This window comes from Shewanella inventionis, from assembly GCF_014641855.1.
GTDB lineage: Bacteria > Pseudomonadota > Gammaproteobacteria > Enterobacterales > Shewanellaceae > Shewanella > Shewanella inventionis.
Genome location: NZ_BMII01000032.1, coordinates 38,793 through 56,817 on the forward strand (window position 1 = coordinate 38,793; position 18,025 = coordinate 56,817).

Annotated in this window: 14 protein-coding genes; 7 read left to right on the forward strand and 7 right to left on the reverse strand. The window is 42.2% G+C overall.

The features are described from left to right. Nucleotides 1-217: 217 nt before the first annotated feature. Nucleotides 218-1,411, forward strand: a complete 1,194-nt coding sequence (locus tag IEW93_RS17120; RefSeq protein ID WP_188740498.1) for an amino acid aminotransferase — start codon at nt 218-220, stop codon at nt 1,409-1,411. Nucleotides 1,412-1,496: 85 nt separating this feature from the next. On the opposite strand, the gene IEW93_RS17125 is transcribed toward IEW93_RS17120, so the two are convergent. From IEW93_RS17125 to gyrA, 5 genes are all read right to left on the reverse strand, one after another. Next, nucleotides 1,497-3,281, reverse strand: coding sequence for an FAD-dependent oxidoreductase (locus tag IEW93_RS17125; protein WP_188740499.1), 1,785 nt, complete (start codon nt 3,279-3,281; stop codon nt 1,497-1,499). A gap of 2 nt (nt 3,282-3,283) precedes the next feature. Further along, nucleotides 3,284-3,499, reverse strand: coding sequence for a 4Fe-4S dicluster domain-containing protein (locus IEW93_RS17130; RefSeq protein ID WP_188740500.1), 216 nt, complete (start codon nt 3,497-3,499; stop codon nt 3,284-3,286). A 13-nt stretch (nt 3,500-3,512) separates the two neighbouring features. After that, nucleotides 3,513-4,913: a ferredoxin reductase family protein gene (locus tag IEW93_RS17135; protein WP_188740501.1), complete on the reverse strand. Its 1,401-nt coding sequence runs from the start codon at nt 4,911-4,913 to the stop codon at nt 3,513-3,515. Between the two features lie 186 nt (nt 4,914-5,099). Beyond that, nucleotides 5,100-6,191, reverse strand: a complete 1,092-nt coding sequence (gene serC, locus IEW93_RS17140; protein WP_188740502.1) for a 3-phosphoserine/phosphohydroxythreonine transaminase — start codon at nt 6,189-6,191, stop codon at nt 5,100-5,102. A gap of 223 nt (nt 6,192-6,414) precedes the next feature. Then, complete coding sequence (gyrA, locus tag IEW93_RS17145; RefSeq protein ID WP_188740503.1) at nt 6,415-9,135, reverse strand: DNA gyrase subunit A; 2,721 nt, start codon at nt 9,133-9,135, stop codon at nt 6,415-6,417. A 387-nt stretch (nt 9,136-9,522) separates the two neighbouring features. On the opposite strand from gyrA, the gene ubiG reads away from it, so the two are divergent. The 5 genes from ubiG (at nt 9,523) to yfaE (ending at nt 15,399) form a co-directional block, all read left to right on the forward strand. Next, nucleotides 9,523-10,245: a bifunctional 2-polyprenyl-6-hydroxyphenol methylase/3-demethylubiquinol 3-O-methyltransferase UbiG gene (gene ubiG, locus IEW93_RS17150; RefSeq protein WP_188740504.1), complete on the forward strand. Its 723-nt coding sequence runs from the start codon at nt 9,523-9,525 to the stop codon at nt 10,243-10,245. An 88-nt stretch (nt 10,246-10,333) separates the two neighbouring features. After that, the gene (locus IEW93_RS17155) at nt 10,334-10,996 is read left to right on the forward strand and encodes an HAD family hydrolase (protein WP_188740505.1); all 663 of its coding nucleotides are present in this window, start codon (nt 10,334-10,336) and stop codon (nt 10,994-10,996) included. 562 nt (nt 10,997-11,558) lie between these two features. Continuing rightward, nucleotides 11,559-13,847: a class 1a ribonucleoside-diphosphate reductase subunit alpha gene (gene nrdA, locus IEW93_RS17160; RefSeq protein ID WP_188740506.1), complete on the forward strand. Its 2,289-nt coding sequence runs from the start codon at nt 11,559-11,561 to the stop codon at nt 13,845-13,847. A 66-nt stretch (nt 13,848-13,913) separates the two neighbouring features. Next, entirely contained in the window at nt 13,914-15,044 is a 1,131-nt protein-coding gene (nrdB, locus tag IEW93_RS17165) for a class Ia ribonucleoside-diphosphate reductase subunit beta (protein WP_188740507.1), read from the forward strand. Next, nucleotides 15,034-15,399 carry a class I ribonucleotide reductase maintenance protein YfaE gene (gene yfaE / locus IEW93_RS17170; RefSeq protein WP_188740508.1) on the forward strand — a complete coding sequence of 122 codons (366 nt, stop codon included), beginning with the start codon at nt 15,034-15,036 and terminating at the stop codon, nt 15,397-15,399. Before nrdB ends, yfaE begins: the two co-directional genes overlap by 11 nt. Before the next feature lie 62 nt (nt 15,400-15,461). Here yfaE and IEW93_RS17175 read toward each other — a convergent pair whose 3' ends face one another. Together IEW93_RS17175 and IEW93_RS17180 are read right to left on the reverse strand one after the other, a co-directional pair. Next, nucleotides 15,462-15,758 carry a 2OG-Fe(II) oxygenase gene (locus IEW93_RS17175; protein ID WP_283104464.1) on the reverse strand — a complete coding sequence of 99 codons (297 nt, stop codon included), beginning with the start codon at nt 15,756-15,758 and terminating at the stop codon, nt 15,462-15,464. A 166-nt stretch (nt 15,759-15,924) separates the two neighbouring features. Then, nucleotides 15,925-16,398 carry a YciI family protein gene (locus tag IEW93_RS17180; RefSeq protein WP_188740509.1) on the reverse strand — a complete coding sequence of 158 codons (474 nt, stop codon included), beginning with the start codon at nt 16,396-16,398 and terminating at the stop codon, nt 15,925-15,927. 257 nt (nt 16,399-16,655) lie between these two features. Between IEW93_RS17180 and IEW93_RS17185 the strand changes: the two genes are divergently transcribed. Further along, nucleotides 16,656-17,522, forward strand: coding sequence for a PA4780 family RIO1-like protein kinase (locus tag IEW93_RS17185; protein WP_188740510.1), 867 nt, complete (start codon nt 16,656-16,658; stop codon nt 17,520-17,522). The last annotated feature ends 503 nt before the right edge of the window (nt 17,523-18,025 follow it).

The following is an 18,025-nucleotide window of genomic DNA, read 5'->3' on the forward strand; positions in this document are numbered from 1 at the left end:
CACCGTGATTACGCGTTAATGTCGAATAAACACTGTAATGGAGCACCATTACAGCAGATAATCTACCGAGATAACAGCATTATTTGCCCGTTCAATTAACTTTCCAATTGAAATAATCTCAACTGGCGATTAATTATCTTATCAGACAAGAATGACTTTAACTCTGAGTTTAAAGCGCGTTATGCTTAGACCAAATAGTAAATATAAGGCTCTACTCATGTTTGATACCCTCAAAGCACTACCTGCTGATCCTATTTTGGGTCTGCTGACACAATACCGAGAAGACAGTCACCCTAACAAGGTGGACCTGGGTGTTGGGGTTTATAAAGATCCTGCTGGCCATACTCCGATTTTGGATTGCGTTAAAGCGGCTGAAAAAATCCGTCTAGACACAGAAACAACCAAGGTCTACATCGGCCCAACGGGCTCTGTGCCCTTTAATCAATTAATGGGTGAATTAGCCTTTGGCGCTTCTCACTCTGCATTAATCGCCAATCGTGTAAGAACGGTATCAACCCCTGGCGGAACTGGGGCGTTAAGAGTGGCAGCTGATTTTATCAAGCGCTGTAACCCTAACGCAGTATTGTGGGTGAGTGACCCTACCTGGGCCAACCATACCGGGCTTTTTGAAGCGGCGGGTATTAGGGTAAAAACCTACCCATATTACGATTACGACACCAAAAGCCTTAAATTTGAGCAAATGATGGCCACGTTAAATACCATTGGTAAAGACGACGTGGTGCTACTGCACGCATGTTGTCATAACCCAAGTGGTATGGATTTAACCACAGCGCAGTGGGATGAAGTGGTTAAGGTGACCGTTAAGCAAGGATTTACACCGCTAATCGACATGGCTTATCAAGGCTTTGGCGATGGTGTTGATGAAGATGCTTACGGTGTGCGCCAAATGGCTGCGGCAGTTGAAAGCATGATTTTATGCAGCTCTTGCTCTAAAAACTTTGGCTTATACCGTGAACGTATTGGCGCATGTTCAATTGTGGCTAAAGACAGCGCAAAAGCCGATATTGCTCAATCTGTATTGTTGTATGTTGTTCGTTGTATCTATTCAATGCCACCAGCCCATGGCGCTGCCATTGTTGAAACCATTTTAGGCACACCTGCACTTAAACAACAATGGCTTGAAGAGCTTAAAGTGATGCGCGACCGCATTAACGGTAACCGTGAAATGCTGGTTAAGCAGTTAATTGCTAACGGTGTTGACCGTGATTTTAGCTTTATTGCTCAGCAAAAAGGCATGTTTTCATTTTTAGGGGTAAGCCCTGAGCAAGTAGCCACTTTAAAGCAAGATTTTAGTGTGTATATGGTGGGTTCAAGCCGAATTAGTATTGCCGGTATTAGCGAAACTAACGTTGATTATTTGGCCAAATCAATCGCAGCAGTCATTAAATAACCTCTGGTTATATTGACTCAAATAATAAAGCCGACTCCTTGCACAGTCGGCTTTATTTTGTCTGATTAGCAATGTCCAAAAGCAGTTAAAAATTGGGCCAGCTTTTAAAAGGTTGTTTTTCTAACACCATGTTGCCTGCGTCATCTTTATAAATATTGATCCACGCTTGCCAATTTTCATAATCAATGTCTGGACAATCTAAACGATAATGGCTGCAACGGCTTTCTTTGCGCATAATGGATGCTTTGAGTTTCATCTCTGCGGTGATGATCATGTTTTCCGTTTCGTGAGCTAGCCTAAGTGCATGTAAATCATCTGCCATTAACATAGGCACATGGTGCTCATAGAGCTCCTCAACATAGGCTAACGCGGCTTGCATCATGCGTTCTTTTTTAATGTATAACACAAAGTTGGGGATCATCACGCCTTGTAACACTTGAGTCACCCAGGCTGGGCTATAACCCCGCTTACGAGTTAATGGTGCCAGAATTTGCTGATTAACAAAGGTTAAGTATTGCTCTGACACATCTTGTTTTCCTTGTATTGCTAAGCTGTCATTTGCCGCGGCTGCGCCTGCAATAGCACCTTGTACAGCCGAACCCGCTAACGACGAACCTATTTGAGTATAAATACCACCGGACATGTAAGATCCTAAGGCATCACCCGCGGCATACAAACCCGGTATAGTAGATAAACCTTGATCATTTATCGGTACTAATCCTTCTGACTTATGAATAGCCATACCTGCACTCGAACCGCCAACCTGCTCGCCGCCCATGCCCGGTGGGCCTGAATGGCCTTTACTTGACACTAAACTGCGTAAAAAACCTTGTTCTGGTGGTTTGGGTGGCGGGCCTGATTGTCTAAATGCCGGTGGCACATAGGGACCAGCAGGATAATTCTGCCCTTGCTGTGCAGCCATGACATTATTATCTCGTTGCATACCCGGAACTTCAGGTCTTGGCGGCCTCATGACCACTGGTGAGCCCTGGGTATAAGCAAGGTAGTTGAGATCGACCCCCAAATGATGATTAATGGTCACCGAGGTGACTGATGGCTTTTGTTCCACTTGGCCGTGCCAATTATCATAACTTGAGCCTGAGTTTTTAGCTGAACCTGGATGGCCATCGTTCCATTCTTTACCGGTCACTTTAGCCCCAATTTTATAAGCCATAATGGTGCCGTCGTGGGTTAAATCACTCACGGGGAACCCATTGGGTTTAAAACCACCCGCTCCTGTACATAGCACCACGCTTTTAGCGTGATAATGAACAATTTTCAGTTCATCTAAACTAAAACCCGACGCCCCCACCACTCTGCCATCCTGTTTTAATAAATGGGTGATCATGATACGTTCATTTACAGGAATATTTCGCTCGTTAATCGGCTTCATAAAACTGTGATGATACAGCGCTGAATCGAAAAATCCCCATGAGGTTAACTCCTGCACTCTAGCATAAGAATGCTCGGCTAATTGCCTTGTAAACACAGGATTATTTGTCTCAATTGCAGACTCCGTAACTTGAGCTACAAATTCGTCAATGGTCACGCTTGCATTGGCTTTATCGTAACTAAAAATCCCTTTTGCAAAAGGGGTGAGTCCCGAACTGCCAACACGTCCTTTTGATACCATCATGACGTTGGCTCCTGCATCGTGGGCTTTAACCGCCGCAAATAATCCGGCCATGCCACCGCCAATCACCAATACATCAGTATGATGGTGTTCAACAGTAAAATTGTTGCTGTCAATTTTGGGCTTATTTTCTTGAGCCGGTGCGTCAAACCCCATATTGGCAAATGCTGCAGCCCCTGCAATACCGCCCGCAATACCGATAAACTGACGACGAGATAAGTGAGCATTAAATGACATAGTTACCTCCACGAAACCATAACTGGAATACTTTTCTCAGGCGTGATTGTGATAACCCCTACAGGGCAATACAGTCTGCATAAATGACAAATTTGACAATCTTCTGGGTAACGTATTTCAGCTTTATTGGTTTGTTTATTCATGTGGATCACATCGGTTGGACAACTTTTAACGCAAGCCTCACAACCGATGCAGCCAGATATTTGCTTGATTGGCATATTGTTTTCCTTATTAAAACGTCAGTTGTTCATAATGGATTTGATTATTGCTGACTCCCAAACGATGCAAAGTGTCTCTCATGTTGCTTATCATGGGTGCGGGGCCACAAAGGTAATATGCCCATTGGCTTTCTTGTCCTTTAGTGACGGTGTCGACAATATCCTGCCCCTGGATTAGTCCATGGGTTATATTAGGCTGTTCATAGGTTTGATAAAGTTCAATGTATTCACACACTAGTTGCACTTTAAAGTTGGCCATAGTGCGTTGTAACTCGGCTAATGTTTCTAAGTAGATCATCCGCGACATATTGTGGTTGGCGTAAAGTAACCGGATGGGGCGTTGATCTTGCTGTTTTGCAAGCAGAGTTAGTAAGCTCAACATAGGTGAAATACCCGCACCACCTGCAATAAGGGTAATACCGCTGGCAAATTGACTAGGGGCAAGGGTCATGTTGCCATAGGGCCCATCAATAAATACAACTTGCTCAGGCTTAAGTTTGCCTAATGAAGAGGTGTAATCTCCCAGCGCTCTAATGGCAAAATTGACTTGACCATCTGCAGTTGCTGATACGATTGAAAATGGGTGCTGCTCAAGACTGTAAGGGTTGCCACTGGTGTTAATCCAAACAAACTGGCCTGCCTGATATACAAGAGGGGTTTGGTTGTTATTTTGAATACTCAATTGCCAGTCACTGTCGGTGATTTTTTCAATTGAGCTAATAGAATAAGCCTGATTTATGCTTAGTTTGGGCTTGATAACATAGTTATAAATTAGCAATGTCATTGACAGCCCATAAAGCAACCACCACAGGGTATTAAACCTTGGGTTAAATTGGCCGTGGCTACCTATAGTAGTGATATGCAATGTCGCGAGTGTGGCGATGATTGCAAAGCCAGTTACATGCATTAATCGCCATGTTTCATACCGTAAATTGAGTCTGTCTTTATATATCGACATTAATACCCATATGGCCATTGCACACCAAGCTATAAGAGCAGTAAGCAAATGCGGCGATGTAACAATACTCCATACGCTGACACTAAGATCATCAGCTGACATCAGTGCTTTAGGTAGTACAATGAATATTGGATGAAGAAAGAAAAATATCCCTAGGTATTTACCCAGTTTTTTATGTTGAGTTATTCCCCAATCTATATTGGAAAATAACGGCACTTTTTTAAGCCTTCCCGCCAGCGGAAATTGAATAAAAAATACCATCATCGCAAGTAAGTTAACTGCACTGAGCACACTAGTGTACAACCCAGTAAACTCCATCCCTAATAACTGTGCTAGCACAAAAGGCAACACTGCTACTGAAAGGTATGCTAGCGCTAATTTATGATTTTGAGTGAGCTCAAATCCCTTTTTTGGCTGCTTAATAGCCTGAGATTTAACAGTAATAAGAGTATTCATTTTGTCTCTATAAGTAGTGCGACACCATAATGAGACTATAAATTGATTGGGGTTAAAAAGGGGTTAACGAGGCAGTATTTAAGCGTAAAGTTAAGCAAAGATAAGTGAAGACTCCTCCACAATTTACACGACACGAGCTTTTATTGATTTAACGCCTCAGCTGAGGCGTTAACAATGGCAAAACCGTTAAGCATGTTGCTGGGCAAATTGGTTCATAAAATCAACCAGTTTTTGCACACCTGCTAATGGCATCGCATTATAAATGCTGGCGCGCATACCGCCGACAATACGATGACCTTTTAATGCCACTAAACCGGCCTGCTCTGCTTGTTTTAAAAATTCACCATCAAGAGTGTCATTAACCAATTGGAATGTCACGTTCATGCGTGAGCGATTGTGTGGCGCAACACCATTTTTATAAAATGGATTTGAATCAATACAATCGTACAATAATGCTGCTTTTTGCTGATTAACGTCAGCCATTGCGCTTACACCACCATTGGCCGTTAACCATGCAAACACTTCTGAGGCTAAATACCAGGCAAACGTGGGCGGTGTATTAAACATCGAGCCATGCTCAACTGCCACGCGATAATCCATCACTGACGATTGAGGCAATGAAGGTAACTTAAGCATGTCGTCGCGTACTATCACAATTGATAACCCAGATGGGCCAATGTTCTTTTGTGCGCCTGCATATATAAGCCCATATTTACTGACATCAATCTCATGAGACATAATGGTTGATGACAGATCTGCAACCACTGGCCATGGGCTGTCTAGCTCTTCAAATATCTCAATACCATCTACGGTTTCGTTTGAGCAGTAATGCACGTAGCGGTAGTCTTTGTCGATAGCATGCAGATCTGGCAAGTTGACTTGATTGAGTCCGTTAACGTTTTCAACAATATTTAGGCTGTCAATTTGAGCTTCACCCGCCAGTTTGATGGCCTCACTCACCGCAGCAGATGACCACTGCCCGCTCACGAGATATAGGGCTCTGCCGTTATCACCTAAAAAGTTGTTGACTACATTCGAAAACTGCGCGCGCCCACCACCGTGCATAAATAACACATGGTAGTTTTGAGGAATATTCATTAGCTGGCGCAAAGTCACTTCAGCTTGTTCAGTTAACGCAATAAATTCTTTACTGCGGTGGCTGATTTCCATCACGGAGACGCCAAGACCATTCCAATCAATCAATTCCTGTTGTGCTTTTTGCATCACAGCTTGAGGTAACATGGCAGGACCCGCACAGAAATTATAAATCGCGCTCACAGACAACTCCTTGACTCAGTTTGTATTTATATCAATCATTTTCACGCTCTGAACGAATCAGTGAATTGATAAGATTGATAACATCATATGTAGCTGTTAATACTAAGGTCTTTAGTTACCGTTGAATAGGCCTTTATTTGCCTATTTTGATGAATAATTTTCCGCAAAATAAAACGAGCGCCCTTAGGCGCTCGTTTTCGGTGGTTTAGGTAGCTCGTTCAGCTTATTGCTGATCGTCACCTTGTTCATCAGCTGGTGCATCGCTATCGATTTGTGCATCAACCTCTGTAGCTTCTTCGCCTTCGATAATGTCAGCAGGTGGGATCACATTGCCTTCTTCATCTAATAGCTCTTCAGTTTGAATTTCATCAATTCGCTGTAAGCCAACCACTTTTTCGTCGTCTGCGGTGCGAATAATGGTCACACCTTGAGTGTTACGACCAATGATTGATACGCCTTCAGCAGGTGTACGAACCAATGTGCCTTTGTCGCTAATGAGCATGATTTCATCAAACTCACCCACTTGTACAGCACCGACAACGGCGCCATTACGCTCACTCACTTTAATAGACACAACACCTTTAGTGCCGCGGCTCTTCGCTGGGTATTCGCTTAGTTCAGTACGCTTACCATAACCGTTTTCGGTTACGGTTAAGATTGCGCCGTCACCTTTTGGCACAATGAGCGATACCACTTTTTGGCCTGCTTCAAGCTTGATACCACGAACACCGGTTGCTGTACGCCCCATTGGACGCAATGCAATGATCTCTTCACCGGTTTCTGCGTCAATTTTCACTTCACCAGTTTCAGAATCGCGAGCTTTTTCGTTAAAGCGAACCACTTTACCTTCGTTAGAGAACAACATGATGTCGTCACTACCTTCAGTAATATCAACGCCAATTAATTGGTCGCCATCTTTTAGGTTCACCGCAATAATACCGTTTGCACGAGGATTACTGTAAGCGGTTAAGGCTGTTTTCTTCACTGTGCCGTCTGCAGTTGCCATGATAATGTATTTATCATCAGCGTATTCGCGTACTGGTAGAATCGCAGTAATGCGCTCACCGTCAGCCAGTGGTAATAAGTTAACAATTGGGCGACCGCGTGCTGTGCGACTTGCCAATGGTAATTGGTAGACTTTTAACCAGTACATTTTACCAAAGTCTGAGAAGCACAAAATAGTGTCATGGGTATTAGCAACCAGCAGTTTTTCAACGAAATCTTCGTCTTTTACTTTAGTTGCAGCTTTACCTTTACCACCACGGCGCTGAGCTTGGTAGTCAGACAATGGTTGGTACTTGGCGTAACCTAAATGCGACAATGTAACCACAACGTCTTCTTCATTGATTAAGTCTTCAAGACTCATGTCAATTTCGTTGGCGTTAATCACAGTACGGCGGGCATCACCATATTGCTCTAGAATTTCTTCTAGTTCTTCTTTGATCACTTCCATCAAACGCTCTGGACTACGAAGGATCAACAATAAACCGGCAATCAGTACTAATAGTTCTTCGTATTCAGCTAAAATCTTGTCATGCTCTAAACCGGTTAAACGGTGTAAACGCAATTCAAGAATCGCCTGTGCTTGTTGCTCAGTTAAATAGTATTTGCCATCACGAATACCAAACTCAGGCTCTAACCATTCAGGGCGAGCAGCATCATCACCGGCTTTTTCAAGCATGCCTTGAACATGGCCAAGTGCCCAACCCTGCTCAACTAATTTCACTTTTGCTTCAGCAGGCGTTGGCGATGCTTTAATTAACGCAATAATTGGGTCAATGTTAGCAAGGGCAATGGCTAATGCTTCAAGAATGTGAGCACGTTCGCGCGCTTTACGCAGTTCAAACACGGTACGGCGAGTAACCACTTCACGACGGTGAAGAATAAAGCACTCAAGCATTTCTTTAAGGTTAAACAATTTAGGCTGACCATTGGTCAATGCCACCATGTTAATACCAAAAGAACACTGCATTTGTGTTTGAGCGTATAAGTTGTTAAGTACAACTTCGCCCACTTCGCCGCGCTTGATTTCAATTACGATACGCATACCGTCTTTATCAGACTCGTCACGTAAACCGCTAATGCCTTCAATTTTCTTATCTTTAACAAGCTCTGCGATTTTTTCAATCAACTTAGCTTTGTTCACCTGATAAGGAATTTCATGAACGATGATACGCTCACGGCCATTCTCATCAGTTTCCACTTCCGCTTTTGAGCGCATCACAGCACGGCCGCGGCCCGTTTTATAGGCATCAATAATGCCTTTACGACCATTAATAGACGCAGCAGTTGGGAAATCTGGACCAGGAATGTATTCCATTAGCTGTTCAATCGACAAGCTTGGCTCTGCAATTAACGCTAAGCAGCCTTTAACCACTTCGGTTAAGTTGTGTGGCGGAATATTGGTTGCCATACCTACCGCAATACCAGATGAACCGTTAATTAACAGGTTAGGTACACGTGTTGGTAATACAGCAGGAATAAATTCAGTACCATCGTAGTTAGGTACAAAATCAACGGTTTCTTTTTCAAGGTCGGCAAGCAGTGAGTGCGCCAACTTTTGCATACGGATTTCGGTATAACGCATTGCCGCTGCTGAGTCACCGTCAACCGAACCAAAGTTTCCTTGTCCGTCAACTAAGGTGTAGCGTAGCGAGAAAGGTTGTGCCATACGTACAATTGTATCGTATACAGCAGTATCACCATGTGGGTGATATTTACCAATTACGTCACCAACGACACGAGCGGATTTTTTATATGGTTTGTTCCAATCGTTTTTTAATTCGCTCATTGCAAACAATACGCGACGGTGAACTGGTTTTAAACCGTCACGTACGTCAGGTAATGCACGACCCACAATTACGCTCATTGCGTAATCAAGGTAAGAATTCTTAAGTTCGTCTTCGATATTAATTGGCGAAATAGATGATGCCAGATCAGTCATAAACTGCGCGTTCCCCTAAAGTTAGCTGACAATAAATCTTCCATATTATTATCTAGCTTAAAAACGTGATTTGGCATTCTAACACAGATATTTATTGTCGCCAGAGCAAACACCAGCCAAATCCCATCTACGAGACAAAATTAATAAAAAAGCTAATATTTTCAGCAAATTTAGTTTAAGCGAACACTAATATGTTGGTGAAATTTGATGACTTAAAAGCCAAACTGCTGATGGTTTAAGCGCTTTATTTTGTAAAAATAATCAACGCACGTGCTAAATGGCGATTTTATAAGCAAGCATTGACCGCAAAAGCACAATGTTGACTACTATTCGTAAAGGTTATCGTTATAATAACCGCCATACATTATTAGACAGTTAGGTTAACTTATGTCAGACGCCGAACAATCAACAGCCAATGTTGATCCCCATGAGATCGCAAAATTTGAAGCCATGGCGCAAACCTGGTGGGATCTTAATGGCGAGTTCAAGCCATTGCATTTACTTAATCCACTGCGATTAAATTACATTGATCAAACTGCTGGCGGTGTATTTGGTAAAAAAGTACTGGATGTCGGCTGCGGCGGCGGTATTTTATCGGAAAGCATGGCGCGTATTGGTGCAAATGTTGATGGTATAGACATGGGCACTGAGCCGTTAGAAGTGGCAAAATTGCACGCATTAGACGCTGGGGTCAGTGTAAATTACCTTAAAACCACTGCAGAAAACCACCGGGACAGCCACCGCGAATATTATGACGTGGTCACCTGCATGGAAATGTTAGAACATGTGCCCGACCCACAATCAGTTATTCAAGCATGTTGTGACATGGTTAAACCCAATGGGTTTGTATTTTTCTCAACCATTAACCGCAATATCATGTCTTATGTACAAACCATCATTGGAGCTGAATACCTACTTAAAATGCTTCCTGTTGGTACCCACGATCACAGCAAATTTATCCGCCCATCAGAGTTAATGGCATTGGTCGATAACACTGACTTATTATGTAAAGACGCATTAGGTATCACGTATAACCCGCTTTCTGGTGTGTTTAAATACACAGAAAGTGTGGATGTAAACTACATGATAGCCACACAAAAAGTAGATTAATCGTCATGCCGGTAACCTCAAGGTTATCGGTAATGCACTTTTTCAATTGAACCTCGCAATACCTAACGCTTATATAAGGAATAATTAAGTGCATAAACACGATGTGAAAGGCGTTTTATTTGACCTTGACGGTACATTAGCAGACACCGCACCAGATTTAGTTTACGCACTTAATCTTAGCTTAGAAGATGCAGGTTTTACCGCTCAACCCCTTGAAAAAATGCGCCATGCAGCCTCTCACGGTAGTTTATATTTAGTTAAAACAGCGATACCTGATGCCGACGAAGCATTGCAACTTAAAATACAACAGGGATTACTGCAGCATTATGGCCAAATTAATGGCGAGCTTAGCCGTTTATTTGATGGATTACCTGAGCTACTCAACTTATTTGATCAACACAGTATTCCTTATGGCATCGTCACCAATAAACCCGCCCGCTTTGCCCGCCCTTTAGTTGATAAATTAGGCTTAACAGGCCGAGTTAACGCTATGATCAGCGGTGACAGTACCCGCCATGCAAAACCACATACTGCACCAATGTTGTTAGCCGCCCAGCAAATTGCAACGTCGCCTCAGCAGATCCTGTATTTAGGTGACGCAGAGCGTGATCTCGTTGCCGCCCATAACGCCAACATGCTTGGAGGTGTGGCACTTTGGGGGTATTTATCTGCTTCAGACAAACCAGAACTATGGCCATCAAAACGACATTTTGTAGATGGTTCATCTTTAACACAGTTTTTTACTGAATAAGCCATTAATGGCTTGTGTTTTATTAAGCGAGTCGTTTTTGAACGGCATTTGTTATCTAGCTTACAACCAGATGGCTGTTTAGATCTGCAGATCAAAAGCCATAAAAGATCAATCTAAAAATGGTCGTAAATTTTTGATCGCTGCTTATTTTAGCGATCAAATTTTTCTAATCTATTGCATAAAAAAACATCAAGCGTTAAAAACACTATATAAATTTGGGCTCTAGGGTTAGCCATTACTAACCCTGCCGTTTATCCTCAACTTATCCACAAGAAGTTAATGTAATTGTGACTTGCAAATCAGCTCAAACCTCACTATCTTGTATCTCAGTTTATAAATAACACCATATCTTGTGTGTGGGTAACAATCGAAACACTACTCACCTTGTGCATTTACAAGGTAGTGTCTTAATGAATGTACTGTAGATCCACCTTGCCGTAAGTACATTCTGGACGATTGTTTTAACATGGAACTGTTTTGTGATTTGTTCTGATCGAATCAAAGTAGCACAGCATCCTGAACATGATCACATGACCGGATATAGAACCAAGGCCTCTCTTCAATGAATAGCAATATGACAGTCACTAAACGCAGTGGCGAACGTGAAAGTATCGATTTAGATAAAATTCACCGCGTGATCACTTGGGCAGCCAAGGGATTAAAAAACGTCTCAGTATCTGAAGTTGAACTTCGATCTCACCTGCAGTTTTTTGACGGCATTCCAACTGAAGCCATTCATGAAACCATCATTAAAGCAGCTGCTGACTTAATCTCGCCAGACTCGCCAGATTACCAATTTTTAGCAGCGCGCTTAGCGGTGTTTCACCTACGCAAAAAAGCCTTTGGTCAATTTGAACCACCTAAGTTATACGACCATGTGACTCGCTTAGTGGAAATGGGCAAATATGATATGCATATTTTGGCCGACTACACTCGTGAAGAGATTGAAACCTTAGACAGCTATATCGATCACTGGCGCGATATGAACTTCTCTTATGCCGCCGTTAAGCAGCTTGAAGGTAAGTATTTAGTGCAAAACCGTGTCACCCATGAAGTGTATGAGAGCGCGCAGTTTTTATACATTTTAGTGGCAGCATGTTTATTTGCTCGTTATCCAAAAGACACGCGTTTGGACTACATCAAGCGTTTTTATGATGCGACGTCTTTATTCAAAATTTCATTACCGACACCGATTATGTCTGGCGTTCGTACTCCTACGCGTCAGTTCAGCTCTTGTGTATTAATCGAATGCGATGACAGCCTTGATTCAATCAATGCAACGGCATCTTCTATCGTTAAATACGTTAGTCAACGTGCTGGTATTGGTATTAACGCAGGTCGTATCCGCGCCTTAGGTAGCCCTATTCGTGGCGGCGAAGCATTCCATACAGGTTGCTTACCTTTTTACAAATATTTCCAAACTGCGGTTAAGTCGTGCTCTCAAGGCGGCGTTCGTGGCGGTGCTGCCACCCTGTTCTACCCGTTATGGCATTTAGAAGTTGAGTCATTACTGGTCCTTAAAAACAACCGCGGCGTAGAAGATAACCGTGTGCGTCATCTTGACTATGGCGTGCAGTTAAACAAATTAATGTACCAACGTTTGATCAAAGGCGAATACATCAGCTTATTCAGCCCATCAGATGTGCCCGGCCTTTACGATGCATTCTTCGAAGATCAGGCAGAGTTTGAACGTTTATACCTACAGTATGAACAGGACAGCAACGTACGTAAAAAACAAATTAAAGCGGTCGAACTGTTTTCACTCATGATGCAAGAGCGTGCTTCAACTGGCCGTATCTATATTCAAAACGTGGATCACTGTAATACACACAGCCCGTTTGACTCTAAAGTCGCGCCAATTAAGCAATCTAACCTTTGTTTAGAAATTGCTTTACCGACTAAACCTCTGACAAACATCGACGATCCAAATGGTGAAATCGCATTGTGTACATTGTCAGCTTTAAACTTGGGCGCGATCCAGGATTTATCTGAACTTGAGCCTCTAGCAGATCTTGCTGTGCGTGCCCTTGATAACTTACTTGATTATCAGGATTACCCAATCAAGTCGGCAAAGCTTGGTTCAATGAACCGCCGTACTTTAGGTATTGGTGTGATTAACTTTGCTAACTACCTTGCTAAAAATGGCAAGAAGTATTCAGACGGTTCAGCAAACAATTTGACCCACAAAACCTTTGAAGCGATTCAGTTTTATTTATTGAAAGCCTCAATGAACCTCGCGAAAGAACAAGGCGCATGCCCTTTGTTCCATGAAACAACCTATTCGCAAGGTATTTTACCGATTGACACTTACAAACGTGATTTAGATAAAATTTGTGACGAGCCATTACACATGGATTGGGAAGGATTACGCAGCGACATTAAGCAGTATGGTTTACGCAACTCAACCTTGTCAGCCTTAATGCCGTCTGAAACCTCATCGCAAATATCTAACGCGACTAACGGTATTGAGCCTCCACGCGGCTTAATCAGCGTTAAAGCGAGTAAAGACGGACAATTAAAGCAAGTAGTACCTGACTTTGATCAACTTAAAGACAAGTACGAATTGTTATGGAACATGCCAAACAATGACGGTTACATCCAACTTGTGGGCATTATGCAGAAGTTCGTTGACCAAGCGATTTCAGCTAACACTAACTACGACCCAAGCCGTTTTGAAGGCGGCCGTGTACCCATGCAAACCTTGCTTAAAGATTTGTTAAGTGTGTACAAGTTAGGGGTTAAAACTTTGTATTACCATAACACTCGTGACGGCGCCAAAGATCAGTTTGACGACCTAGTTGCCGTAGAGGAAGAAGATGATGGTTGCGCAGGCGGTGCGTGCAAAATTTAATCATCTAATGGAATTATTAGCGGGGACTTCCCCGCTTTTTGAAATGCGTTATCAGGACACTTAATAATGGCTTATTCAACATTTTGTCAAACACCTAACGACTCAACCAAAGAACCAATGTTTTTTGGTCAACCCGTTAATGTGGCTCGCTACGATCAACAAAAATACGAAGTCTTCGAAAAGCTCATTGAAAAACAACTTTCGTTTTTCTGGCGACCTGAAGAAGTTGATGTCAGCCGTGACAAAATCGACTTTGCTAGTTTACCAGAGCACGAAAAGCATATTTTTATTTCAAATCTTAAATATCAAACCTTGCTCGACTCAATTCAAGGGCGCTCACCAAACGTTGCATTTTTACCGTTAGTGTCTTTACCAGAGCTAGAAACCTGGATTGAAACCTGGTCGTTTTCAGAAACCATTCATTCTCGTTCATACACGCACATTATCAGAAATATTGTTAATAACCCTTCTGTGGTGTTTGATGATATCGTTGAAAACGAACAAATTTTAAAACGTGCAGGTGACATTGCCCGTTATTACGATGACTTAATCAAGCTGACTCAAGTTTACAACCTATTTGGAGCAGGAACGCACCAAGTTAACGGCGAAAAAATTACTGTTAACTTACGCATTCTTAAAAAGTCACTGTACTTGTGCATGATGTCTGTTAACGCATTAGAAGCGATTCGTTTCTATGTGAGCTTTGCCTGTTCATTTGCCTTTGCAGAGCGCCGCTTAATGGAAGGTAACGCCAAAATCATTCGCTTAATCGCCCGTGATGAAGCTCTACATCTTAACAGCACTCAGCACATACTGAGCTTAATGCAGGGCGGTAAAGACGACCCAGAAATGGCCGAAATTGCCATTGAATGCCAACAAGAAGCTTACGATTTGTTTGTTAAAGCCGCTGAGCAAGAAAAAGAATGGGCTAAATACTTATTTAAAGACGGTTCAATGATTGGTTTAAACGAACAGATTTTATGCCAATACGTTGAGTTTATTACTAACCAACGCATGAAGTCAGTGCATTTACCACAACCGTACGAAGAATCCTCAAACCCACTACCGTGGATGAAAAACTGGCTAGAAAGTGATGCGGTACAAGTGGCCCCGCAAGAAGTTGAAGTGTCTTCCTACCTTGTAGGTCAAATTGATTCTGCTGTCGATGGCGATGAGTTTTTAGATTTTGACTTATAAGACATTTTTTAAAAAAGCCCCTATAGTAAGCTTGAAAGGTCAGCCCGTTATTCTGTTTGACGGTAAACATTCAAGCTTATTAGAAGCGCTTGAGTCGAAAAAGGTAAACATTTTTTCAGAGTGCCGCAATGGGTTTTGCGGCGCCTGTAAAACCACTGTCATTTCAGGTGACGTCAGTTATATCACAACACCACTTGCTGAACTAAAAGCCAACGAGTGCCTCCCCTGCTGCTGCGTGCCCGAAACAGATCTCAACCTTAAGCTATCTTGCAAAGGTGTTGAGGTTGTCGCTAAACGTCAATACAACACTCATCAACCTGCGCCGCTCCTTACCAAGCTCGCACACGAAAGCTAATCACCCACGTTTTTACTGCACCGGCTTGCATAAGTGTCACGCGTGATGCATAAGAGAGCCTTTTAAATATTCACAGCAATACTTAATAAAACCCGTTTACCAGATTCTATTTTAGTCACGCTGTGTTCATATAGATCAGGGCGAAACAAATACACGCGATTAAACAGATTTATAATGTATTTTTCACAGGTAAATACGCCGCCAATAAGAGGCTGTTTAATCACTACATTTAACTTGTAGTATCGCCCTTGCTGCACAGGATCAACATGTTTCATCACACGATGATTTTGTTGATAAGTAACTAAATTATTAGAAAATATCCTGCTGCTAAAAATTGCTCTATTCACCACGTTGCCCATAATGGCTCCAATCAACTCACTTGACTGTATTGTACCGTTTAATCATCGCCAAATGATGCCACTACACCATTCAATTATGCATAAGTTATTAAGTTTATAACTGCGCTCAATATCTAATCCCAACAACGCTAAATGATCATGATAAAAACCATAAAGCATTGATAAATTACATCAGAGTTTTAGCCAGCGTATTGTGAATATCATTAACCTCCATTAACGCAGCACTGCCATACCAAGGTATTAACTCCATGACTAAACTACCAGCTTGAATTGCAGGATCCGTTTCGGTCAGCTGCTTTGCTTGCTCTATGGTTTCTACATCGAAAATATATATACCGCGTAACTCACCATTGTCCAAAAATGGACCTGCTAAAACCAATTTACCCGCCTCGGCAAGACGTCCAATATTTGCCATATGCAAACGTTGTAATTCATCGGCCTCTGCTTTAGTGCGATCACGATTAGGTCCACGCTTAAGAAATGCCATCACATAACGTTTCATTCCATATTCATCAGCCCCCGCCTTTGCAGCGCGAGCCTGATCGTACTGAGGGTTAATCTCAGATTGAGCCATTAAAGGCGCTGATACCATCGCACTCATCATTAACAAGCTTGTTAATGTATTGGTATACAATTTCATCGGTATTCCTCTTTGTCTCTCAAATTTTGGTGTGCTTGAGCAAGTGTACAATAGCCATTTTTTATCTTACGCTACAATAAACTAATATCAAATTAATGACATATTTTCAATGTGATACCGACATGGTGTCTGTAAAACTATGACATTAGATAATTTACAGACACAAACTGTACAAAAAAATACCTATTATCTGCACTGCATAAAAATAGTCAGCCAAGATATATCATCATAGACACAACTAAGGTATAACGGGCGCTATGAAAACCCCAATACGATTACAACCACTGGTTGACGATGGTCTCGTTGATGAAGTGATAAGCCAACTGATGAGTGGCAAAGAAGCTACCGTCTACATGATCCGGTGTGGCGCTGATATTCGCTGCGCCAAAGTCTATAAAGAAGCGACTAAACGCAGTTTTAAAAAGGCTGCACAATATCAAGAAGGACGCAAAACCAAAAATAGCCGTCGTGGCCGCGCGATGGAAAAAGGCTCTAAATACGGCCGTGAAGAACAAGAGAAAGCCTGGCAAAACGCTGAGGTTGATGCATTGTATCAATGCGCAGCAGCCCAAATTCGAGTGCCTGTACCTTACGGTTGTTTCGACGGCGTATTATTGATGGAGCTGATCACCGACGCAAACGGTGATGTCGCACCGCGTTTAAACGACGTTAACTTAACCCATGCACAAGCCATGTCGCAACATCACACCATGATGGGTTATATCGTTCGTATGTTATGTGCCGGTATTGTGCACGGTGACTTATCAGAATTTAATGTACTGGTAGATAGTCATGGCCCAGTAATCATCGACTTACCACAAGCCGTCGATGCATCGGCTAACAACAATGCCAGAGCTATGTTGTATCGTGATGTGAATAATATGACCGAATACTACGGCCAATTTGCACCAGAGCTGCTACAAACCAAATACGCCAAAGAAATGTGGGCCCTTTACGAGCAAGGCGAACTTGAGCCAGACACTGTGCTGACCGGACAATTTGAAGATGATACAGATTTAGCCGATATTGACTCTGTTCTTGATGAAATTAACGCCGCCTATGAAGACGCTCAGTTTAAAAAACAACGTCAACAGGCGATAGATAATGATCATTATGATGATTAGGCCGATATAACGAGGCGAAAAAAACAACCATCAACATGAAATACTAAGGCAACCACTAGGTTGCCTTAGTATTTGCAAGCCCACGTTTTTTTATAAGGATTCTTCAACGATTTTAAGTTCAGCGTTAAATGTTGGCATTTTAAACTGAGGCAGCTAACTCATTTCTGCACAGAAATGGGTTAGATTATTTGTACTAATTCGGATGGTTCAGATGAGAAAAATATAGGGCTAACGTCCCCGATGCGAATTAAACAGTCCTTTGTGCAATATCAAAGAATAAAAAATTCTACATGACTAAATTCAACGTCATAAGGGCTGTAGCTACCACATTCGAGACATTAATACATTTGGGGCATTTTAATTCTGCTGCAATAGATGATATTGCAGCTCCATTTAAAATTCTCGTTATTAAAAAATGACGATCTTCATAAGTTAACTTCATAAATTTAACTCTGAATCTATACTTTTAATTCTTTCAAGGTGTTTTTCAGGAGCCATTTGAT